At 71.2% G+C, this 20,445-nt stretch carries 20 protein-coding genes and 1 pseudogene; 9 read left to right on the top strand and 12 right to left on the bottom strand.

The genetic code is table 11. From position 1 onward, the window contains the following. The first annotated feature begins 17 nt into the window (after positions 1-17). From msrB to ACFHWT_RS10255, 3 genes are all read left to right on the top strand, one after another. Positions 18-440: a peptide-methionine (R)-S-oxide reductase MsrB gene (gene msrB / locus ACFHWT_RS10265; RefSeq protein WP_416594373.1), complete on the top strand. Its 423-nt coding sequence runs from the start codon at positions 18-20 to the stop codon at positions 438-440. A gap of 120 nt (positions 441-560) precedes the next feature. After that, entirely contained in the window at positions 561-821 is a 261-nt protein-coding gene (locus ACFHWT_RS10260) for a Prokaryotic metallothionein (protein WP_123600747.1), read from the top strand. 20 nt (positions 822-841) lie between these two features. Beyond that, a complete protein-coding gene (locus ACFHWT_RS10255; protein ID WP_416594372.1) occupies positions 842-1,330 on the top strand; it encodes a GNAT family N-acetyltransferase in 489 nt (162 codons plus the stop codon). 108 nt (positions 1,331-1,438) lie between these two features. Here the strand turns inward: ACFHWT_RS10255 and ACFHWT_RS10250 are convergent, their stop codons facing one another. From ACFHWT_RS10250 to hemE, 4 genes are all read right to left on the bottom strand, one after another. Beyond that, a complete protein-coding gene (locus ACFHWT_RS10250; protein ID WP_416594371.1) occupies positions 1,439-1,819 on the bottom strand; it encodes a hypothetical protein in 381 nt (126 codons plus the stop codon). Positions 1,820-1,936: 117 nt separating this feature from the next. Further along, a complete protein-coding gene (gene hemQ / locus ACFHWT_RS10245) occupies positions 1,937-2,644 on the bottom strand; it encodes a hydrogen peroxide-dependent heme synthase (RefSeq protein WP_416594370.1) in 708 nt (235 codons plus the stop codon). Continuing rightward, the gene (gene hemG, locus ACFHWT_RS10240; RefSeq protein ID WP_416594369.1) at positions 2,641-4,074 is read right to left on the bottom strand and encodes a protoporphyrinogen oxidase; all 1,434 of its coding nucleotides are present in this window, start codon (positions 4,072-4,074) and stop codon (positions 2,641-2,643) included. Before hemG ends, hemQ begins: the two co-directional genes overlap by 4 nt. Positions 4,075-4,136: 62 nt before the next feature. Beyond that, positions 4,137-5,243, bottom strand: a complete 1,107-nt coding sequence (gene hemE, locus ACFHWT_RS10235) for a uroporphyrinogen decarboxylase (RefSeq protein WP_416594368.1) — start codon at positions 5,241-5,243, stop codon at positions 4,137-4,139. 199 nt (positions 5,244-5,442) lie between these two features. Here hemE and ACFHWT_RS10230 point away from each other — a divergent pair, with 199 nt between their 5' ends. Beyond that, positions 5,443-6,018, top strand: coding sequence for a DUF3000 domain-containing protein (locus ACFHWT_RS10230; RefSeq protein WP_416594367.1), 576 nt, complete (start codon positions 5,443-5,445; stop codon positions 6,016-6,018). Positions 6,019-6,023: 5 nt separating this feature from the next. Here ACFHWT_RS10230 and ACFHWT_RS10225 read toward each other — a convergent pair whose 3' ends face one another. Next, positions 6,024-7,073, bottom strand: a complete 1,050-nt coding sequence (locus tag ACFHWT_RS10225; RefSeq protein ID WP_416594366.1) for a trypsin-like peptidase domain-containing protein — start codon at positions 7,071-7,073, stop codon at positions 6,024-6,026. A gap of 228 nt (positions 7,074-7,301) precedes the next feature. Between ACFHWT_RS10225 and ACFHWT_RS10220 the strand changes: the two genes are divergently transcribed. Continuing rightward, positions 7,302-8,624 (top strand): HRDC domain-containing protein, encoded by a 1,323-nt coding sequence (locus ACFHWT_RS10220; RefSeq protein WP_416594365.1) that lies wholly within the window; start codon positions 7,302-7,304, stop codon positions 8,622-8,624. 22 nt (positions 8,625-8,646) lie between these two features. Here ACFHWT_RS10220 and galE read toward each other — a convergent pair whose 3' ends face one another. Then, positions 8,647-9,648 carry a UDP-glucose 4-epimerase GalE gene (gene galE, locus ACFHWT_RS10215; protein ID WP_416594364.1) on the bottom strand — a complete coding sequence of 334 codons (1,002 nt, stop codon included), beginning with the start codon at positions 9,646-9,648 and terminating at the stop codon, positions 8,647-8,649. Positions 9,649-9,910: 262 nt separating this feature from the next. Here galE and ACFHWT_RS10210 point away from each other — a divergent pair, with 262 nt between their 5' ends. Then, positions 9,911-11,122 carry a thiolase family protein gene (locus tag ACFHWT_RS10210; RefSeq protein ID WP_416594363.1) on the top strand — a complete coding sequence of 404 codons (1,212 nt, stop codon included), beginning with the start codon at positions 9,911-9,913 and terminating at the stop codon, positions 11,120-11,122. Next, on the top strand, positions 11,122-13,188 hold the full coding sequence (locus tag ACFHWT_RS10205) for a 3-hydroxyacyl-CoA dehydrogenase NAD-binding domain-containing protein (protein WP_416594362.1): 2,067 nt from the start codon (positions 11,122-11,124) through the stop codon (positions 13,186-13,188). Before ACFHWT_RS10210 ends, ACFHWT_RS10205 begins: the two co-directional genes overlap by 1 nt. 95 nt (positions 13,189-13,283) lie before the next feature. Here ACFHWT_RS10205 and ACFHWT_RS10200 read toward each other — a convergent pair whose 3' ends face one another. From ACFHWT_RS10200 to ACFHWT_RS10180, 5 genes are all read right to left on the bottom strand, one after another. After that, positions 13,284-13,586: a DUF6342 family protein gene (locus tag ACFHWT_RS10200; RefSeq protein WP_416594361.1), complete on the bottom strand. Its 303-nt coding sequence runs from the start codon at positions 13,584-13,586 to the stop codon at positions 13,284-13,286. 413 nt (positions 13,587-13,999) lie between these two features. Continuing rightward, complete coding sequence (locus tag ACFHWT_RS10195) at positions 14,000-15,175, bottom strand: sensor histidine kinase (RefSeq protein WP_416594419.1); 1,176 nt, start codon at positions 15,173-15,175, stop codon at positions 14,000-14,002. Positions 15,176-15,243: 68 nt separating this feature from the next. After that, entirely contained in the window at positions 15,244-15,930 is a 687-nt protein-coding gene (locus tag ACFHWT_RS10190) for a response regulator transcription factor (RefSeq protein ID WP_416594360.1), read from the bottom strand. Positions 15,931-16,065: 135 nt separating this feature from the next. After that, positions 16,066-16,530, bottom strand: coding sequence for a substrate-binding domain-containing protein (locus tag ACFHWT_RS10185; RefSeq protein WP_416594359.1), 465 nt, complete (start codon positions 16,528-16,530; stop codon positions 16,066-16,068). After that, the gene (locus ACFHWT_RS10180; RefSeq protein WP_416594425.1) at positions 16,527-16,706 is read right to left on the bottom strand and encodes a hypothetical protein; all 180 of its coding nucleotides are present in this window, start codon (positions 16,704-16,706) and stop codon (positions 16,527-16,529) included. The genes ACFHWT_RS10185 and ACFHWT_RS10180 overlap by 4 nt, the downstream gene beginning before the upstream one ends. Before the next feature lie 773 nt (positions 16,707-17,479). Between ACFHWT_RS10180 and ACFHWT_RS10175 the strand changes: the two genes are divergently transcribed. Then, the gene (locus ACFHWT_RS10175) at positions 17,480-18,058 is read left to right on the top strand and encodes a cellulose binding domain-containing protein (protein ID WP_416594358.1); all 579 of its coding nucleotides are present in this window, start codon (positions 17,480-17,482) and stop codon (positions 18,056-18,058) included. 49 nt (positions 18,059-18,107) lie between these two features. Further along, positions 18,108-18,221: pseudogene (locus ACFHWT_RS10170) on the top strand (hypothetical protein); the annotation flags it as partial. Positions 18,222-18,315: 94 nt separating this feature from the next. Here ACFHWT_RS10170 and dxs read toward each other — a convergent pair. Continuing rightward, entirely contained in the window at positions 18,316-20,307 is a 1,992-nt protein-coding gene (gene dxs, locus ACFHWT_RS10165) for a 1-deoxy-D-xylulose-5-phosphate synthase (protein ID WP_416594357.1), read from the bottom strand. Positions 20,308-20,445: the final 138 nt, after the last annotated feature.

Below are 20,445 nucleotides of genomic sequence, written 5' to 3'. Positions count from 1 at the left end.
GCCGTACCTTAGTGACCATGACAGACGAGAAGACGTCCCTGCCCCGTACCGACGAGCAGTGGCGGGCGCGGCTCAACCCTGAGGAGTTCCGGGTGCTGCGTCAGGCCGGCACCGAGGCACCCTGGTCCGGCGAGTACGTCGAGACCACGACGGTCGGCACCTACCACTGCCGGGCCTGCGACACGCCGCTGTTCACCAGTGACACCAAGTTCGACTCGCACTGTGGCTGGCCGAGCTTTGACGAGGCGCTGCCCGGGTCGGTGCGCTACATCGAGGACCGGTCGCATGGCATGGTCCGCACCGAGGTCCGCTGCGCCACCTGTGACTCGCACCTCGGGCACCGGTTCGACGGCGAGCGGTACACCCCCCGCAACGCCCGCTACTGCATGAACTCGGTAGCGCTGCGGCTGGAGCCGGCAACCGACGCCACCCAGGGCTGACGGCCTGCACCGGTTTCGCGCATCTCCCAGCATTTCGGTCCCAGCATTTCGGCGATTCACCCGTCCCGGCCCGCGCCGATGCCGCACCCTGCGAATGAGGCTGACGTTGGGAGAAGCACGATGGCGACCTGTGAGGTCTGCGGCAACGACTACTGGCTGGCGTTCGATATCCGCACGGTCAGCGGGGACACCTACACCTTCGACTCGTTCGAGTGCGCGATCCAGCTGCTCGCGCCGATCTGCGAACACTGCCAGTGCAAGATCGTCGGGCACGGGGTCGAGGTGTCCGGACGGTTCTTCTGCTGCGCCCACTGCGCCCGAACCGTCGACCAGGAGCAGGGGGCCGCGGTCCGCGACGCGGTCGGCAGCCGGCCGGGCTGAGCCACGTATCATCCGTCGGCGTGCCCCCCGAAACTGGCCTGACGCCGCACGTCGCGCACACCGCCGAGCTGCCGCCGTTGGTGCTGTACCAGCTGCTCAAGCTGCGGGTGGACGTGTTCGTGGTGGAGCAGCGGTGTGCGTACCCGGAGCTGGACGGCCGCGACGTCGAGCCGGGCGCCCGCCAACTGTGGCTGTCCCGGGGTGACACGGTGGTGGCCTGTCTACGGCTGCTCGACGAGCCGGGCGGCGGCGCGCAATCCACGGCCAGGATCGGCCGGGTGGCCGTCGCCGCCGCCGAACGCGGCCGGGGTCACGCCGGCCGGCTCGTCGAGGCGGCGCTGCGGCTCGCCGCGGGACGGCCCTGCGTCCTCGACGCCCAGGCTCACCTGACCGGGCTGTACGCACGGTACGGGTTCGTCGTCGTCGGACCGGAGTACCTCGAGGACGGCATCTGGCACGCGCCGATGCGCCGTCCGGCAGATCCGGACGGCGCACCCGGCGGCACCTGACCGACCGGGCGGTCCGCGCGAAAGACCGGCGGCCGGATGGACGTGTCCATCGCGGCCGCCGGCCCGGTCCGCCGTACCCGTCACCGGGTCGACGGCACCTCTCACGGGTCAGCGCTGTCGCTCACCCGAGTTCCGCCAGGCGCTGCCGGCCTTGGCCAGCCCTCGGCTGACCACGTAACCGATGGTCAGCAGCGCGACGTACAGCCATGCGGTGCTGGCCGGGAAGGGGTCCCCCCCACCAGCGGTACCCTGCACACCGTCGATGTCCGGGTTGATCACCTGGGAGGCCAGCAGTACGCCGGCGACCGCGATCAGGTAGACATAGAACTCGGTGCTGCGGAACGCCGACTTCGTCTCGGTGCCCGGGGTCACCGCCGGACGCATCCCGGCGTTCATGTCCATCTGGTGTGCCTGACCGTCGGCCATCGGCTGCCCGGCCATCGGCCGGTTCACGGCGGTGGTGTTGCGGGTCGGAGCTTGCGTACTCATCACACCCTCCTCCGGATCAGATGAGTGGTCCTTCTCCGGTCCGGTCGACCCGGTCGGGCTGACCGGTCAACCTCGGGGGGCAGTGGATGGGTACCCGGGCCGGCACCTGCGGAAACGTCAGGGCAGATTTGCGACCAGGTTGGCGACGGTGCGGTGCCGTCCGGTGAAGAACGGCACCTCCGCGCGGACGTGCCGGCGCGCCGCCGAGGCCCGCAGGTCGCGCATCAGATCGACGATCCGGTGCAGCTCGTCCGCTTCGAAGGCGAGCATCCACTCGTAGTCGCCGAGCGCGAAGGATGCGACGGTATTCGCCCGCACGTCCGGATAAGGCCGGGCCATCTGCCCGTGCTCGGCCAGCATCGCCCGCCGCTCCGCCTCCGGCAGCAGGTACCACTCGTACGAGCGGACGAACGGGTACACACAGATGTACGCCCGGGCCGGCTCGCCAGCCAGGAACGCCGGCACATGGCTCTTGTTGAACTCGGCCGGGCGGTGTAGAGCCAGCTGGGACCAGACCGGGGCGAGATGCCGACCCAACGCCGTACGGCGCAACCGCCCGTACGCGTCCTGCAGCTCGTCGCTGTCCGCCGCGTGCCACCAGATCATGATGTCGGCGTCGGCCCGCAGCCCGGCGACGTCGTAGGTGCCCCGAACGGTGACGTCGGTGGCGGCCAGCTCGCCGATCAGCGACTCGACCTCACCGATCATGTCGTCGCGCAGCGCCGGCAGCCGCTCGGCGACCCGGAACACCGACCACATGGTGTACCGGATCGTCGAGTTCAGCTCACGCAACCGCGCCGCGTTGGTTTGCTCGTCGCCGCTCATCGGCGTACCCCTTCCAGGTTTGTCAGGATCTCATCGGCGGCGTTCTCGCCAGACCGCACGCACACCGGGATGCCGATGCCGTCGTAGGCCGCGCCGGCCAACGCCAGCCGCCGCCCAGCGGCCCGCAGCGACCGACGGGCCGCCGCCACCCGACTCAGGTGCCCCGGCGGGTACTGCGGCAGCGCGCCACCCCACCGCTGCACGTGCGACTGCACGGCGGCCGGTTGCCGGACACCGGTGAGCCAGGTCAGCTCCGCACGCACGGCGTCGACCAGTTCGTCGTCGGAGCGTTGCAGCAGCCGCTCATCGCCGTGGCGGCCGACCGAGGCACGGACCACGGCCAGCCCGTCCGACCGTCGCAGCTGGGTCCACTTGGTGCTGAACAGGGTGACGGCCTTGGTCATGGTCCGCTCGGTCGCCGGCACCAGGAAGCCGGAGATCTCCGGTAGCTGCGGCTGTGGCACCGCCAGGGTGACCAGGGCGATGCTGGCGTACTCGAGCGCGCCGACCCGGACCGCCGCGGCGGCGTCCACCGCGGCGAGCAGCCGGGCCGCCGGCCGGGCCGGCACCGCCAGCACCACCGCGTCGACGTCCACCCGCTCGGCGCCGCGGGTCGGCCCGACGGTCAACCGCCAACCGGCCGCCGAGGCGGCCAACTCCCGTACGACCGCCGAGGTTCGCAACCGGACCTCGGCTGCGCCGTCGGCGGCCGACAACACGTCCCGGACCGCCGCCACCAGCCGGCTCAGCCCGCCGTCGACGGTGGCGAACACCGGCGCGCCGGCCGCCGCCGGTGGCCGGGCGGCCAGCGCCGCCCGTACCGCAGCGACCAGGGTGTGTTCCGTGCGGGCCGCCGTCGCCAGCCCCGGAATGGTGGTGGCCAACGACAAGGTGTCGGCCCTTCCCGCGTACACCCCGCCGAGCATCGGGTCGACCAGTTGCTCGACGACCTCGTCACCTAGCCGGCGACGGACCAGCTCACCGACGGCGACGTCCTCGTCCGGCTGCAGCAACGGCCGGCCCTGGTCGGCGTCGCGCTCCGGTTCGGCGCGGGCCACCCCGGCCGCCGTCGCGAGGTCGCCGGGCACGCCGATCAGCGTCCCGGCGGGTAGCGGGACGAACTGTCCGCCCCGGGCCAGCGCCGCCTGACCGACCGCCGGGTGCCGCAGCTGGTCACCGAGGCCGACTCGGCGGGCCAGCGCGACCGCGGCGGAATCGCCGCCGGCCGGATCCCGCATCAGGAACGCCTCGGCGCCGCGTTCCACCGGCAGCCCGGCGAATTCCCCGGTGCGTAGCTTGCCGCCCAGCTCGTCGGACTGCTCATAGACCGTGATCCGGGTCCCGGCGGGTGCCCGGTCGCGCAGCCGCATCGCCGCGGCCAGCCCGGCGATCCCGCCACCCACCACGGCGATCCGCCACGGTTGCTGCATACCGTCACCTTGCCACCCGGGCGGTCGGGCCGGCCGGCCGGGCCTACCCGGGTGTGACGCGGTCAGCGCTGCGACGTCTCGTGCACCAGCTCGACGACCCTGGTCAGCACGTCGGGGTCGGTTTCGGGCAGCACCCCGTGACCGAGGTTGAACACGTGTCCGGGGGCGACGAGCCCGTCGGCCAGCACCCGCCGGACCTCCGTCTGCACCACCGGCCACGGCGCGAGCAGCAGACACGGGTCGAGGTTGCCCTGCACGGCGCGGTCCGGACCGATTCGCACGGTCGCGGCGTCCAGCGGGGTACGCCAGTCCACCCCGACCACGTCCGCGCCGGCCTCGCCCATCGCACCGAGCAGTTCGGCGGTCCCTACTCCGAAATGGATCCGGGGCACTCCGGCGTCGGCCAGGCCGTGCAGCACCGCCGCGGAGTGCGGCAGGACGTGCCGACGGTAGTCGGCCTCGGAGAGCGTCCCGGCCCAGGAGTCGAACAGCTGGACCGCGGCGACGCCCGCCGCGGCCTGCACCCGGAGGAACTCCAGGGTGATCTCGGCGAGCCGGGCGCAGAGCGCGTGCCAGGTCTGCGGATCGCCGTGCATCAGGGCCTTGGTCCGCCCGTGGGTTCGCGACGGTCCGCCTTCGACCAGGTAGCTGGCCAGGGTGAACGGCGCACCCGCGAACCCGATCAGCGGAGTCGCACCGAGCGCGGCGACGAGCAGCCGGACCGCCTCGTCGACGAAGCCGACGTCGTCGGGGGTGATCCGACGGAGCCGGCCGACATCGGCGGCGCTGCGGACCGGTTCGGCAATGACCGGCCCGGTGCCGGCGACGATGTCCAGCTCGACACCGGCCGCCGCCACCGGGACGACGATGTCGCTGAACAGGATCGCGGCGTCCACGCCGTGCCGCCGTACCGGCTGCATGGTGATTTCGGCGACCAGGTCCGGCCGCCGGCAGGACTCCAACATGCCGATGCCGCTGCGCAGCTGGCGGTACTCGGGCAGCGAACGACCGGCCTGGCGCATGAACCACACCGGCGTGTGCGGCACCGGCTCCCGGCGGCAGGCCCGGACGAAGGCGGAGGTGGCCAGCGGTCCCACCGGGGCCGGGGCCTGCGCGGGCGTGTCCGGTGTCGCGTCGTGGGCGGCGTTGCCCGGCGTCGTCGTGGTCATCGGCGCCATGGTGCCACGGCTGCCCGGCTGGTCGGCAGCCGCCGCCCCGATCCGATCCGGGCGGCCCCGATCCGCCGCCCGATCCGATCCGCCGCCCGATCCGATCCGTCGGCGGCGAAGCGCTGCCGTCGCGGTCACCGTTGCCGGGCCCGGCGCGCCGATCCCCCATCTGGTGGGAGCGCGGCCTAGGCTTTTGGCCATGGCCCCCCTTACCGCGTTGCCCGAGGCGTTCCACCGCGCCGTCGCCGGACTGCGCGCGGTGACCCCTCGGGAGGAGATCCAGATCGAGGAGGTCGGCGCCCCCCAGCGGCTGGCCCCGTACGCGTTCGCGTTGAGCGCCACGGTGCTGCGTGGCTCGGACGAGGTGGCCACCGGGCGGTTGGTCCTGCTGCACGATCCGGACGGACACGACGCCTGGCAGGGTACCCTGCGCCTGGTGACCTATGTCACCGCCGACCTGGAGGTTGACCTGGTCGCGGACCCGCTGCTGCCGACCGTGGGCTGGACCTGGTTGACCGATGCGTTGGACGCCCACGGGGCCGCCTACGGCGCGTTGGGCGGCACGGTGACCCAGACCTGCTCCACCCGGTTCGGCGAGCTGGCCGGCCCGCCCGCGGGTGGCGACATCGAGATCCGCGCTTCGTGGACGCCGTCGACCACCGGGCTCGACGCCCACTTGACGGCCTGGTGTGACCTGCTGGCGTCGACCGCCGGTCTGCCGCCGCCGGGGGTGACGGTGCTGCCGGGCCGGCGACGGCCGGCCGGCACCGCCTGACCCGGTCAGCAGATCTCGAACACGTCGCAGGCGGTACCGATCGGCACCGCCAGCCCGATCCCCTCGGCGTCGCGGGCCTTCGCGGTGGCGATGCCCACCACCTGCTTGCCGCTGTTGATCACCGGTCCGCCCGAGTTGCCGGGGTTGATCGGAGCGTCGAACTGGATGACCGGGCCGGCGCTGTCGTCGGCGTCCCGCAACGCGCTGACCACCCCGGTGGTCACCGAGTCGACGAGCCCGAGCGGAGCCCCGACGACCACGATCTGCTGACCGGACTTGACCTCGTCGGAAGCTGGCGGCAGGCCGGGGAAGGAACGGTCGGTCCGCAGCAACGCCACGTCGCTGTCCTCGTCCACCGCGACGACCGCCGCCTCGATCCGCTCACCGTCGCGCTCCAGAAAGACGCGCCGGTTGCCGGCCAGATAGCTGGGCTCGACGACGTGGTAGTTGGTCAGCAGGTCGGTGCCGCCGTCGGCTGACTCGCCCACCGCGAAGGCCGTGCCGGTGAACCGTCCGGCACTGATCCGGAAGACACTGGGCAGCACCGCCGTGGCGATCGCCTCGGGGTCGAAGGCCGCGCCGACCTGCCGTTCCAACTCGGCGGCGCGCGCCTCGACCAGCTCGAAGCGGTCGGCGTCGGCTCCCTGCGCACGGGCTAGCCGCTGGTCGACCTCGGCCAGTCGGGTGGTCAACTGGCGGATCTGGTGCGTCTGGAAACCCGCCAGGCCGGACAGGAGCAGGACCAGCAGCAGCGCGGTCGCCCCTGGCCATCCCCGCCGGACCGGGGTGACCCGGCGGAGCTGGTCGGCCGGCGGCGCCCACGAACCCGGGCGGTCCGAGGTCGCCCTGGCCGGCGACCAGGACGTCGGCACCTCGGGAGCAGGGGGCGGCTCGCCAGCGGCATGAGCATCCTCGGCCGGGTAAGCGTCGTCAACGGCGTAAGCGTCGTCGGCGACGCGGGCCGCCGGCAGCGCCTGCGCCTCCGGTGCGGCGTGCCGCGGACCCGGGATGTCCGGCACAGCGACGGAGCGCGGATCGTCGTACCCACTGGTCATCTCGTGGCAGCCTCTCCTTCAACGCGGCAGCCGGCCCACCTGCCGCTGAGCGGCGATACGACCGTACCGGGCAGTACGGTGTTTGTCGTCACCTCTCGCCCGGTGATCACACGATTGCCACCCGGTGGACACATCACCGGGGTGTCGCCGGTCAACTCGACGGCTCGGAGCCGACGCGCCGGTGACACCTCGTGCGGCCGATGGCAGGCCGGGCACTAGGGTTGTCAGGTGACCGACGAATCCCCCCTGCGCCGTCGGACCGCGCAACGCCCAGCAGGGAGCGAGCCGCACCACCCGCTGGCGCAGCCGCCGGCGTCCGATGTCGTGGGGTCCGACTCCTCGCCCGGCGGGCCCGTTGCGCTGACCGCTCCCCGCGACGGCACCCCTGCACCGGTGGCCGACGACGACGCTCTCGCCGAGGCCGTCGCCCGGTTCGCTGCCGGCTCCGGTCCGGTCGCCATCGACGCCGAACGCGCCTCCGGATACCGCTACACCCAACGTGCCTATCTGGTGCAGTTACGCCGGGCGGGTGCCGGTACCGCGTTGATCGACCCGCTGCCGCTGCCTGAGCTGGACGCCCTCGACGCCGCGATCGCCGATGCCGAATGGGTGCTGCACGCCGCCAACCAGGATTTGCCCTGCCTTGCGGATGTCGGGCTGCGCCCACGCCGGTTGTTCGACACCGAGTTGGCCGCCCGGCTGGCCGGTTACGAGCGGGTGGGGCTGGCCGCGCTGACCGAGGCGCTGCTCGGCTTCTCGCTGGAGAAGCATCACTCCGCCGCCGACTGGTCGACCCGCCCGCTACCGGAGTCGTGGCTGACCTACGCGGCGCTCGACGTCGAACTGCTGGTCGAGCTGCGGGACGTACTCGCCCTGGAGTTGGAACGCCAGGGCAAGCAGCAGTGGGCGGCCGAGGAGTTCGCCGCACTGGTCGCCTGGGGCAGCCAGCCGACCCGGGTGCGGCCGGAGCCGTGGCGGCGGACCTCCGGCATCCACCGGGTACGCGGAGCGCGGGCCCAGGCCCGGGTGCGCGCGTTGTGGCAGGCCCGGGACGACATCGCCGCCCACCGCGATTCGGCGCCGGGCCGGGTGCTGCCGGATTCGGCGATCATCGCGGCGGCCGAACTCGACCCCCGGGACGAGCGGGCCCTGCTGGCGTTGCCTGGTTTCAACGGCCGCTCGGTCCGGCGGTTGGCGCGGATCTGGCTGGACGCGCTGGACGTCGCCCGCGCCCTGCCCGACGACGCCCTGCCGACCACTCCCCCGGTCGACGGCCCTCCCCCGCCGCACCGCTGGGCGGAACGGGACCCGGCGGCCGCGGCACGGTTGGCCCGCTGCCGGGAGGTGGTGATCCGGATGGCCGCGGCGAACCTGCTGCCGCCGGAGAACCTGATCGCGCCGGACTCGGTCCGCCGGCTCGCCTGGACTCCGCCGGAGGAGATCAGCGACGAGTCGGTGGCGGCGACGTTGCAGGGGTTCGGTGCCCGCATCTGGCAGGTGTCGTTGATCGTGGCGGAGCTGAGCGCCGCACTGCGGGACCCGCCGCGGTAGGCCGCCGCGGCGGGTCGCGTGCTCAGTCGTCGAGCACCTGGTCCCGCCGCGCCGACCAGGCCAGCGAGTGCCGGATGCCGTCGGCGATGGACAGCTCGGGTTTCCAGTCGAGCAGCCGACGCGCCCGGACGCTGCGGGTGTATGAGCCGGCCGCGTCACCGGGGCGGGGCCCGGTCTCCCGGACCCGCAGCGGCTGGTCGACCACCGAGCGGAAGGCCTCGACGAACTCACGTACCGTGGTGCCGTCGCCGGTGCCGAGGTTGAGCACCTCGTAGCGGCGGTCGGCGCCGACCGGCAGAATCTCGTCGAAGTGGCGCAGCGCCTGCACATGCGCCCGGGCCAGGTCCCAGACGTGGATGTAGTCGCGGATTCCCGAGCCGTCGCGGGTTGGCCAGTCGACCCCGGTGATGGTGAACTCGACCCCGGTCTGCACGGCGGTGATCAGCTTGCCGAGGACGTGGGTGGGCTGGCGGATCTGCAGGCCGGTGCGCAGCTGCGGGTCGGCGCCGATCGGGTTGAAGTAGCGCAGCGACAGCGCCCGCAGCGGCATGGCGGCGGCGCAGTCGGCGAGCAGCATCTCCATCACCGCTTTGGTCCGCGCGTACGGGCTGGTCGGCTCGAGCGGTGAGGACTCGTCGACGGAGAAGTCCTCACCCGGCCGGTAGATCGACGCCGAGGAGCTGAACAGGTACCGCTCGGCTCCGTTGCGGGCCACGTGCTCGATGAAGTCGATCGACTTCGCGACGTTCTCCCGGTAGTAGCGCAGCGGCTCGGCGACCGATTCGGGCACTACGATCAGCGCCGCGGCGTGCACCACGGCGCTGATGTCCGGGTGCTCGGCGAAGATCCGGTCGATCAGGGCGCCGTCGGCGATGTCACCCTGGTAGAAGATCCGGTCGCGGGTGAACTCGATCCGCCCGGTGCTCAGGTTGTCCAGCACCACGGGCTCGATGCCGTCGTCGAGGCAGGCGGAGGCGATCGTACTGCCGATGAAGCCCGCGCCTCCGGCGATCAGAACCTTCACCGTGTCTCCTCTGTCGGGTTGTCGTCCGTCTGGGGTTGCTCGTCCGTCGCCCGTCCGGCGGGTCGCGAATGTCCGGTGCGGGGCGGTGACGCACGATTGACAATCACGGTACCGGAGCCGGATCGGGCCGATCCGCCGGAGGCGACCCCGACCGGTCGCCCTGGTGTGGCCCGGGCCACACCAGGGCGACCGGTCGACAATTGTTACCGGCAAGTAGCATGAAGGTCTGCCCCGCGTACCCAGGCCGGCAAGGAGGCCCATCGTGCCGCGTGAAGTCCGGGACGTCGTCTTCGTCGACGGCGTCCGCACCCCGTTCGGCAAGGCCGGCGGGATGTACGCCCACACCCGCGCCGACGACCTCGTCATCCGCTGCATCCGCGAACTGCTGCGGCGCAACCCGCAACTGCCCCCCGACCGGGTCGAGGAGGTCGCGATCGCGGCGACCACCCAGACCGGTGACCAGGGACTGACCATCGGCCGCACCGCCGCGCTGCTGGCCGGGCTGCCCAAAACGGTGCCCGGTTTCGCCATCGACCGGATGTGCGCCGGCGCGATGACCGCGGTCACCTCGGTGGCCGGCGGCATCGCGATGGGCGCCTACGACGTGGCGATCGCCGGCGGCGTCGAACACATGGGCCGGCACCCGATGGGCGAGGGCGTCGACCCCAACCCGCGCATCCTGGCCGAGAAACTGGTCGACCCGTCCGCGCTGATCATGGGCGCGACCGCAGAGAACCTGCACGACCGGCTGCCCGGCATCACCAAGGCACGCGCCGACGCCTTCGCCCTCGCCTCCCAGGTCAAGACCGCCAAGGCGTACGCCAACGGCAAGCTGCAGCCCGACCTGGTGCCGGTGGCGGTCCGCGACCCGGAGGCCGGCTGGGGGCTGGCAGTCGTCGACGAGGCGCCCCGGGAAACCTCGCTGGAGAAGCTGGCCACCCTCAAGACCCCGTTCCGGCCGTACGGACGGATCACCGCCGGCAACGCCGCCGGGCTCAACGACGGCGCGACCGCCAGCGTGGTCGCCGCCGAGGACGTGGCCCGCGAGCTCGGTCTGCCGGTGGCGATGCGGCTGGTCTCGTACGGCTTCGTCGGCGTGGAACCGGAGGTGATGGGCGTCGGCCCGATCCCGGCCACCGAGAAGGCGCTGCGGCTGGCCGGGCTGGGCATCGACGACATCGGCCTGTTCGAGCTGAACGAGGCGTTCGCCGTCCAGGTGCTGGCCTTCCTCGACCACTTCGGCATCGACGCCGACGACCCGCGGGTCAACCCGTGGGGTGGCGCCATCGCCATCGGGCACCCACTGGCTTCCTCCGGCGTACGGCTGATGACCCAGCTGGCCCGGCAGTTCGCCGAACATCCCGAGGTGCGTTACGGGCTGACCGCGATGTGCATCGGCATCGGCATGGGCGGCTCGGTCATCTGGGAGAACCCGGCCTGGACCGGCCCGGCACAGCAGGGAGACGAGAACTGATGCTGCACAACCCCGACGAGGTGGTCACCCGGGCGCTGGTCCGGCAGGTGAACGTACCCGGACTGGACCGGCCCGCCGCGCTGATCACCCTGGACAACGGCCTGGACCACCGCAAACCCAACACCCTCGGGCCGGCCGGGCTGGCCGGCCTGGACGCGGCGATCACCGAGGCGCTGGCCGGCGAGCCGGCGTTCGTCGCGGTAACCGGCAAGCCGTACGTCTTCTGCGTCGGCGCCGACCTCACCGCGATGCCGCAGCTCGTCGATCGTGAGCAGGCGCTGGAGATCGGCCGGACGGGCCACCGGATCTTCGACCGGCTGCGCGACAGCGCGGTGCCGACCTTCGCGTTCGTCAACGGTGCCGCGATGGGTGGCGGGCTGGAGCTCGCCCTGCACTGCCACTACCGGACGCTGTCCGGCGGAGCCGGTCCGCTGGCCCTGCCGGAGGTGTCCCTCGGTCTGGTGCCGGGCTGGGGAGGCACCCAGTTGCTGCCGAACCTGATCGGTATCCCGGCCGCCGCGCAGGTGATCATCCAGAACCCGTTGACCCAGAACAAGATGCTCAAGCCGAAGCAGGCCGCGGAGATGGGCATCGCCGACATCCTGCTCGAACCGGCCGACTTCCTGGAGCGGTCCCTGCAGTGGGCGGCCGGCGTGGTCACCGGCGAGGTCACCGTCGAGCGCCCGGAGGTCGACCGGGACATGTGGGACGGGGTGCTCTACTTCGCCCGTCAACTGCTCGACCAGCGGCTGCACGGCGCGGTACCGGCCGCCTACCGGGCCCTCGACCTGCTCGCGCTGGCCAAGGAGACCCCGTTCGCCGACGGCACCGCCGCCGAGGACGAGGCCCTCGCCGACCTGATCCTGTCCGAGGAGCTGCGCAGCGGGCTGTACGCGTTCGACCTGGTCCAGCGACGCGCCAAGCGGCCGGCCGGCGCGCCCTCGGCGGACCTGGCCCGGCCGGTCACCAAGGTCGGCGTCGTCGGGGCCGGGCTGATGGCCTCCCAGTTGGCGCTGCTGTTCGCCCGCCGACTGCAGGTGCCGGTGGTGCTCACCGACCTGGACCAGGCCCGGGTGGATGCCGGGCTGCACTACGTACACTCCGAGATCGAGAAGCAGGTCGGTAAGGGCCGGATGGACACCGGCACGGCCGCGAAGATGCTGGCGCTGGTGAGCGGGTCGGTCGACAAGAATGCCTTCGCCGACGCCGACTTCGTCATCGAGGCCGTCTTCGAGGACCTCAAGGTCAAGAAGCAGGTGTGGGCCGAGGTCGAGGCGATCGTCGGCCCGGAGACGATCCTGGCCACCAACACCTCGTCGCTGTCCGTCTCCGACATGGCCGCTGACCTGGCCCACCCCGAACGGGTGGTCGGCTTCCACTTCTTCAACCCGGTCGCCGTCCTGCCGCTGCTGGAGATCGTCCGCGGCGAGCGGACCGACGACGCGGCGCTGGCCACCGCGTTCGCCGTCGGCAAGCAGTTGCGCAAGTCCTGCGTGCTGGTGTCGGACGCCCCGGCCTTCGTGGTCAACCGGCTGCTGACCCGGTTCCTCGGCGAGATCTTCGCCGCGGTGGACGCCGGCACCCCGCCGGAGGTCGCCGACGCCGCGCTGGACCCGCTCGGCCTGCCGATGCGGCCGCTGGCCCTGCTGCAACTGGTCGGCCCGCCGGTGGCTCACCATGTCGGCGGTACGTTGCATGCCGCGTACCCGGACCGGTTCACGGTCAGCGACAACCTACGGCGGATCGCCGAGTCCGGGCTGCCGCTGATGGTGGACGACGAGATCAACCCCGAGATCGGCAAGCTGCTGGAGGTCGGGTCGCAGCCGTTGACCGCCGAGCAGGTCCGGCAACGGGCCCTCGACGCGTTGGCGCAGGAGGCCCGGCTGATGCTCGACGAGGGTGTGGTCGCCGAACCGCAGGACCTCGACCTGTGCATGATCCTCGGCGCGGGGTGGCCGTTCCACCTCGGTGGGGTCACCCCGTACCTGGACCGGACCGGCACAGCGCGGCGGGTGACCGGCCGGCGGTTCCTACCCGCCGGGGTGGCCAGCCGCCCAGCCGTTTGACCGGACGAGACGGAACGGGATGTCGAGGCCGCTACCTCGGCCTCGACATCCCGTTTGCCGTCTGAGCTGGCCTACCTGCAGGACAAATTCCAGACCTACCTGTAGGACAAGTTCGTCTGACCCTCGATCACCCGGCCGGCGATGTACAGATCGCCATTCGAGTCGAGAACCGCAATGATCTTCTTTTGACTCCCGTGATGGGTCGTGAAGAAGATCTTGTCCGCTTCCTGCGAGGTCGAGTAGTTCGTGTTGACCGAAAGCTCGATACTGACCGGCGAACTGATCAGGACGTCCTTTTTGGGCGAGCTCTCGTAGACCTGGTTCTGCCGGAGCCGGATGCGTCCGTGAGTGTCACCCTCGTCCCAATCCGTTGCGAGTCCAAGATCGACGTCGGGCATCGGATCTCCTTTCGTTTGCCCGGAATCCCTCCGGTAGGTCGACTCCCCTGGACGACCGAATCGGAGTCGATGCACCTCAGCCATCGACGCGGCCTATTTCTCCCACCCGATCCGGCGCCAATTTGATGGTAGGGCAGCCCCAACCACCTTGGCTAGACACAAAATTTGTCAGCAAAGCTGACCAACATCTTCACCTCGATGCAATTTCCACGACGCCCGACCGCACCAACCGACCATTTCGCCCCAAATGACTGACCAGCACCGCAACACCTGTTAATTCGAGAAGATGATTCACATAGCCGGTTCCGACAAAACATATTCATCGAACCCAAAGTCAAATCGGTGGAGTGAAGTGAACATTGCTGACACCGGTCCTCGGCAAGCGGGCCGCAGGGTCAGGGCCCGGTGGCAGGTCAGTTCCGACGTACCGGCGAGGCAGCCACCGGCAGTGGCGTGTCAGCGGCCGGCAACATCAAGGTGACTTCAAGGCCGCCCCCGGGCTGGGCCACCGCGGACACCGTGCCGCCGTGCGCGTCGGCCACCGCCCGCACGATCGACAGACCCAGGCCGGATCCGCGCGCTCCGGTCCGTTCCCGGCCACCCCGGCGGAACGGCTCGAACAGGCCCGGCACGTCGGCCTGGTCGACCTCGAAGCCGGTGTTGCCGACCAGCAGGTAGACGTGCGAACCGTGGCTGCCGGTACGCACCCACAGCCGGCCGTGCAGGTGGTTGTAGCGCACCGCGTTCTCGATCAGGTTGCCGGCCAACCGGTCCAGCAGGCTCGGGTCACCCACCACCACCGCCGGATCCAGGGCGGTGCGTACGTCCAGCTTCAACCGGCGAGTCTCGGTCTGGACCGCCGACAACGCCGCGCAGACCCCCTCGGCCAGGTCCCGGGGCACCTTGCGGACCAGCCGCCGGCCGGACTGCGCCTCACTGCTGGCCAGCACCAGCAACGCGTCGAACAGCCCGTTGGCCCGCTCCGAGGCGTCCCGGACCACCGTCGCCATCCGCTTGTACTCGGCCAGGTCGGCGGTGTCGTCGGCCATCGTCACGTCGATCTCGGTGCGCATCACCGCCAGCGGGGTACGCAGCTCGTGGGAGGCGTTGGCGACGAACCGCTTCTGGGCCTCGAACGACGCGCTGAGCCGGTCCAGCATGTCGTCGAAGGTCGCGGCGAGCTCGGCCACCTCGTCACCGGTGCCGGAGTAGCCGATCCGCTGGTCCAGAGTCTGTTCGCCGAGCCGCCTGGCGGTCGACGTCACCTGCTGCAGTGGACGCAGCGCCCGACCGACGACGGCGTACGCACCCACCACCCCGACCACGCTGATCGCCAGGAGCGCGACCAGCGCCTTGGTTAGCAGCTCACGGGACGTCTGCTCGACGATCCGGTCCTGCCAGGCGGCCGCGTCCATCTCGCGACCGTCGGCGAGCACCACGACGGTCCCCGGCACGAGCTGGTCCGCCGGGCGCAGCGCGTCGGTGACCAGCAGCCAGGCCAGCAGCACGAAGACGGCCAACGAGCCGACCAACAGGACGGCGTTGAACAGGGTGAGCCGCAGCCGCAGGGTCGGCCGGGGGGTGCGCAGCGTCGGCCAGCGTCGGCCCGACGGGCCCGCCGTAGACGCCGCCGGTGCGGCGGATCCGGGCACCCGGTTCACTGGTACGCCTCGTCGGGCAGCTCTGGTCCGGCGACCCGGTACCCGGCACCGACCACGGTCTCGATCAGCGGAGGTTCCCCGAGCTTGCGGCGCAGCGTCATCACCGTCACCCGTACGGTGGTGGTGAACGGATCGGTGTTGGCGTCCCAGACCCGCTCCAGCAGCTCCTCGCTAGACACCACCGCGCCGCGCGCCTTGACCAGCTCCTCCAACACGCCGAACTCCTTGCGGGTGAGGTCAACCGGGTGGCCGTCCCGGGTGGCCACCCGGCGGGCTGGGTCGACGGTCAGGTCTGCGACGGTCAGCACCGGCGGCGCCGCCGGGGTGGCCCGCCGGCCGAGGGCCTGCACCCGCGCGACGAGCTCGGTGAACGCGAACGGCTTCGGCAGGTAGTCGTCGGCGCCCAACTGCAGACCTTCGACCCGGTCGGCGACCGTGCCGCTGGCGGTCAGCATCAGCACCCGGGTGAGAGCGCCGGAGCTGACCAGGTCGGCGCAGATCTGGTCACCGTGCACGCCGGGGAGGTCCCGGTCGAGCACCACCACGTCGTACCGGGTCACGAAGGCCATCTCGTGTCCGGCTGAGCCGTCGTACGCCACGTCGACCGCCATGCCCTGCCGACGCAGCCCACGGACGATCGCGTCGGCGAGGTTGCGTTCGTCCTCGACCACCAGTACCCGCACCGCGGCCTCCTGTACCCGTCCGGTCCCACCCTGCGCAGGCCGGCGTTAAGCCTGCGTGAAGCGGCGGGGATGAATCACAAACTAGCCGAATCGTGCCCCCCGACGGTGGGTGCCCGTGGCTGCCACATGGACGGCTCAGGGTGCCGGCGGTGCGGTGCTCTGGCGTACCGTCAGGGTCGTCGCCAGCTCCAGCCCGACCTGCCTGATCCTTTCGCCACGCGCGAGCGCGAGAGCCAGTTCGGTGGCGGTGGCGGCCATCTCGATCAGCGGTTGGTGGACGGTGGTCAGCGGAGGATCCACCAGGTCGGCCACCGGCAGATCGTCGAAACCCACCACGCTGAGGTCCGTCGGAACTCGCAGTCCGGCCTTGCGCGCGGCCCGGTACACGCCGAGTGCCTGCAGATCGTTGCAGGCGAAGACGGCCGTGGGGCGGTCGGGACGCCTCAGCAGCTCCTGCGCGGCCGCCTCACCGTCCTCCCGGTTCAGGCCGGCATGAACGACCAGGTCCACCTGAGCGGCCAGACCGGCGGCGTCGATCGCGGAGCGATAGCCGTCCAGCCAGGCGCGGCAGCACAGGACCTGTTCCGGGCCCGCGATCATCGCGATCCCACGGTGCCCCGGTCGATGAGGTGGCGGGTGGCGGCGCGGCCACCGGCCCAGTTCGTCGCTCCGACGAACGGTACGTCGTCGGGCAGCGCGGTGGTGGGATCGAAGACCACGAACGGGATCCCCCTGGCCCGTAGCTGGCTGCGCTGCTCCTGGTCGAGTTGGGCCACCGTGACCAGCAGTCCGGGCGACGGGAGATGGTGTCGTCGATCCAGTATCGGATCGCGTTGCGCTCTGGGCCGAACTCGGTCAGGACGACCCCGACGCGTTGTTGCCGGGCCGCCCGTTCGACGCCACGGATGATCTGCAGCCCCCACATGTCCTCGATCTGATCGAAGACCAGCTCCATGGTGTTGCTCCGGGTGACCGGCGTGGGCCTGCGATACCCGTACCGGCTGATCAACGCCTCGACCCGGGCCCTGGTGTCTGCCGCGACACCCGACCGGCCATTGATCACCTTGGAGACGGTCGGGATGGACACCCCGGCCTACTCGGCGATCGCGGCGATCGTCACCGGTCGTGCAGGGTCGCCGAGCAGTTGCTTTAGTCCGGTGGCCGGCTCGCCTGACTCGACGTCTGCCAGCCTGGCCCCTCTCCTGCCAATCGGGCGGGCCACGGCCCGAGCCACGTCACCGCCAGACGCGGTCGGGTCTCTCGCTCAACGTAAAGATAGCCCGGGCCCGTCGAGCATCGACCCGCGTCACACCGAAGGGACGCCACGATGTGTCCCCGGCCGCCCGGTCGGGGCAACTCGGACCCGGACCTGCAGACATCGACAGTCGTTGACCACGATCGGCAGAAACTGCAACATCTTCCAAGGAAACTTTCGGTTCTCTGTGAGCGATAGTTTCCTTGCGGGAGCACACACTCGTCGCGGAGGGCAGGGCAACCTCCGCGCACCCCCCATCCCCCGGCCCAGTGGCCGGGTGGCTTCACCGCCAACGTGAACGTCACCAACCTCGGTGACCCGGTCAACGGCTGGACCCTGGCCTGGACGTTTCCGTCCGGCCAGCGGGTCACCCACGCCTGGAACGCGACGGTCGCCACGTCGGGCAGCCAGGTCACCGCGACCAACATGAGCTACAACGCGACCATCGCCACCAACGCGACGGTCTCGTTCGGCTTCAACGGCGCCTGGTCGGCCAGCAACACCGCCCCTGACTCGTTCTCCCTCAACGGCGTCGTCTGCACCGGAAACGTCGGGCCCACCGCGACACCGACCGCCAGCCCATCCCCGTCGATCTCGCCATCGCAGCCGCCCTCCCCGTCGGTGTCGCCGTCGGAGTCGCCGACGCCGCAGCCGGGCGACCCGATGGCGATGGTGACCGCGATGCAGCCCGGCTGGAACCTGGGCAACACGTTCGACGCCAACCCCGACGAGACCTCATGGGGGAATCCTCGAACGACCCAGGCGATGCTGCACCACCTGCGATCCCAGGGGTACAACAGCATCCGATCCCGATCACCTGGAGCAACCACCACGGATCCGCACCTGACTACACCATCGACCCCGCCTGGCTGAACCGTATCCACGAGGTGGTGGACTGGTCGCTGGCGGAGGGTTCTACGTGATGATCAACCTGCATCACGACTCCTGGCAATGGAGCAACACCTACCCCACTGACCGCACCGGCGTCATGGACCGGTACCGCGCCCTCTGGACCCAGGTCGCCACCTCCTTGCGGGGCCACTCGCGGAAACTCGTGTTCGAGAGCATCAACGAGCCGCAGTTCGCCGGCACTTCCGGAGACGCAGAGAGCGACCAACTGCTGCACGAGCTCAACGGCGCCGGCCGGCAGCTCGTCGGGTGGTGGACCGTTCGCCGGAAACGTCACCGACAAAGCCCGTGCCGGCCGGCGGGTCGTTGTCCGGATCGTCCAACCCGGAAATCCAGCCGGTCACGTCGCGCGCCACGTCCTGCGCGGTCAGCCGCAGATCGGCGAGGATCTGCGCCCGGCTGCCGTGCGGATGCCAGTCGGTCGGTACGCCGAGATCACGCAGCGGCACCGACACGTCGGCATCGCGCAGCGCCTTGGCAACGGCGTCCCCGACACCGCCGGTACGTACCCCGTCCTCGACGGTGACCACCAGCCGGTGCGCGGCGGCGAGCTCGACCAGCTCGGCGGCGGCCGGGCGGACCCAGCGCGGGTCCACCACGGTCACCCCGTAGCCCTGCTCGGCGACCCGGGCCGCCACGTCGACACCGAGGTGTCCGAACGCGCCGACGGCGACCAGCAACACGTCGCGCCGGTCGGACTCGACCAGCACGTCCACACCGCCGACCCGACGCACCGCCGGCAAATCGGCGGCGACCGAACCGGTCGGGAAGCGCACCAGGGTCGGGCCGTCGTCGACCGCCACCGCCTCGCGCAGCTCCTCACGCAGGGTCGCCGCGTCCCGGGGGGCGGCGATCCGCAGCCCTGGCACCACCCCGAAGACCGACATGTCCCAGATGCCGTAGTGGCTGGGCCCGTCCGGGCCGGTCACTCCGGCCCGGTCCAGCACGAATGTCACCGGCAGCTTGTGCATCGCCACGTCCAGCAGGACCTGGTCGAACGCCCGGTTCAGGAACGTCGCGTAGACCGCGACGACCGGGTGCAGTCCGCCCATGGCCAGCCCGGCGGCCGAGGTGGTGGCGTGCTGCTCGGCGATGCCGACGTCGTACACCCGGTGCGGGTACTTGCGGGCCAGCGACGCGATGCCGGTCGGCTCGGCCATCGCGGCGGTGATCCCGACGACGTCGGGCCGCTCGTCGGCGACCGCCACCAACTCGTCGGCGAAGACGTGGGTCCACTTCACCGCCGGCGCGGCCAGCAGCTTGCCGGTCTCCACATCGAAAGCGCTGCTCGGACCGTGCAGGCAGTCGGCCTCGTCCTCCTCGGCCGGCCGGTAGCCGTACCCCTTGCGGGTCACCACGTGCACGATGACCGGCCCGCCGAAACCCTTGGCCCGCTGCAACGCCGACTCGACGGCGGCCAGCTCGTGCCCGTCGATCGGGCCGACGTACTTGATGCCGAGATCCTCGAACATGGTCTGCGGCGCGACCGCGTCCTTGATGCCCTTCTTGACCGCGTGCAGCACCTCGTACATCGGCCGGCCGACCATCGGGGTGGCGCCGAGGGTGTCCTTGACCAGGTCGAGGACCTTCTCGTAGCCGGGGTTCAGCCGGAGCGCCGCCAGATGGTCGGCCAGACCGCCGGTGGTCGGCGCGTACGACCGGCCGTTGTCGTTGACCACGATGACCAGCGGGTTGCGGGCACCGGCGATGTTGTTCAGCGCCTCCCAGCACATGCCGCCGGTCAGCGCCCCGTCACCGACGACCGCGACCACGCTGCGCGCCTCGCCGCGCAACGCGTACGCCTTGGCCAGACCATCCGCATAGGACAATGCGGTGGAGGCGTGCGAGTTCTCGATCAGGTCGTGCTCGCTCTCGGCCTGGCTCGGATAGCCGGACAGGCCACCGCGCTGGCGGAGCTGGTCGAAGGCGGCCTGCCGGCCGGTCAGAATCTTGTGTACGTAGGCCTGGTGACCGGTGTCGAACAGGAACCGGTCCCGGGGCGAGTCGAAGACCCGGTGCATGGCGATGGTCAGCTCCACCACACCGAGGTTGGGCCCCAGGTGCCCGCCGGTGCGGGAGACCTTGGCCACCAGAAAGTCACGGATCTCCGCAGCCAGCAGCGTCAGCTCCTCGGCGGAGAGCCGCTTGACGTCCTGCGGAGTGCGTACGGTGGCCAGCAAACGGCCGTCGGCTCCTGCCTCTGCCTGGCTCAACTTTCGCTCCCAACTGCCCCACTCGCCCTGATCCGGCGCGGAGCGTCTGTCCCGGCGCCGGTGCGCGCTCCGGCCTGCGCGCGACGTCCGCCCATGACCGGTGAGTCTATCGGGAACACGCCGCCGCGCAGCCCGGCC

This window comes from Micromonospora sp. LOL_021 (assembly GCF_048060215.1).
Taxonomy (GTDB): domain Bacteria; phylum Actinomycetota; class Actinomycetes; order Mycobacteriales; family Micromonosporaceae; genus Micromonospora_E.
Note: the sequence above shows the minus strand (reverse complement) of the source record. Positions and strands in the feature narration are given on the sequence as shown.

What these genes read in the sequence shown, in the direction of transcription:
- msrB (WP_416594373.1), top strand. Translation starts at nt 18, where the DNA reads ATGACAGACGAGAAGACGTCCCTGCCCCGTACCGACGAGCAGTGGCGG.
- ACFHWT_RS10260 (WP_123600747.1), top strand. Translation starts at nt 561, where the DNA reads ATGGCGACCTGTGAGGTCTGCGGCAACGACTACTGGCTGGCGTTCGAT.
- ACFHWT_RS10250 (WP_416594371.1), bottom strand. Translation starts at nt 1,819, where the DNA reads ATGAGTACGCAAGCTCCGACCCGCAACACCACCGCCGTGAACCGGCCG.
- hemQ (WP_416594370.1), bottom strand. Translation starts at nt 2,644, where the DNA reads ATGAGCGGCGACGAGCAAACCAACGCGGCGCGGTTGCGTGAGCTGAAC.
- hemG (WP_416594369.1), bottom strand. Translation starts at nt 4,074, where the DNA reads ATGCAGCAACCGTGGCGGATCGCCGTGGTGGGTGGCGGGATCGCCGGG.
- hemE (WP_416594368.1), bottom strand. Translation starts at nt 5,243, where the DNA reads ATGACCACGACGACGCCGGGCAACGCCGCCCACGACGCGACACCGGAC.
- ACFHWT_RS10230 (WP_416594367.1), top strand. Translation starts at nt 5,443, where the DNA reads ATGGCCCCCCTTACCGCGTTGCCCGAGGCGTTCCACCGCGCCGTCGCC.
- ACFHWT_RS10225 (WP_416594366.1), bottom strand. Translation starts at nt 7,073, where the DNA reads ATGACCAGTGGGTACGACGATCCGCGCTCCGTCGCTGTGCCGGACATC.
- ACFHWT_RS10205 (WP_416594362.1), top strand. Translation starts at nt 11,122, where the DNA reads ATGCTGCACAACCCCGACGAGGTGGTCACCCGGGCGCTGGTCCGGCAG.
- ACFHWT_RS10200 (WP_416594361.1), bottom strand. Translation starts at nt 13,586, where the DNA reads ATGCCCGACGTCGATCTTGGACTCGCAACGGATTGGGACGAGGGTGAC.
- ACFHWT_RS10185 (WP_416594359.1), bottom strand. Translation starts at nt 16,530, where the DNA reads ATGATCGCGGGCCCGGAACAGGTCCTGTGCTGCCGCGCCTGGCTGGAC.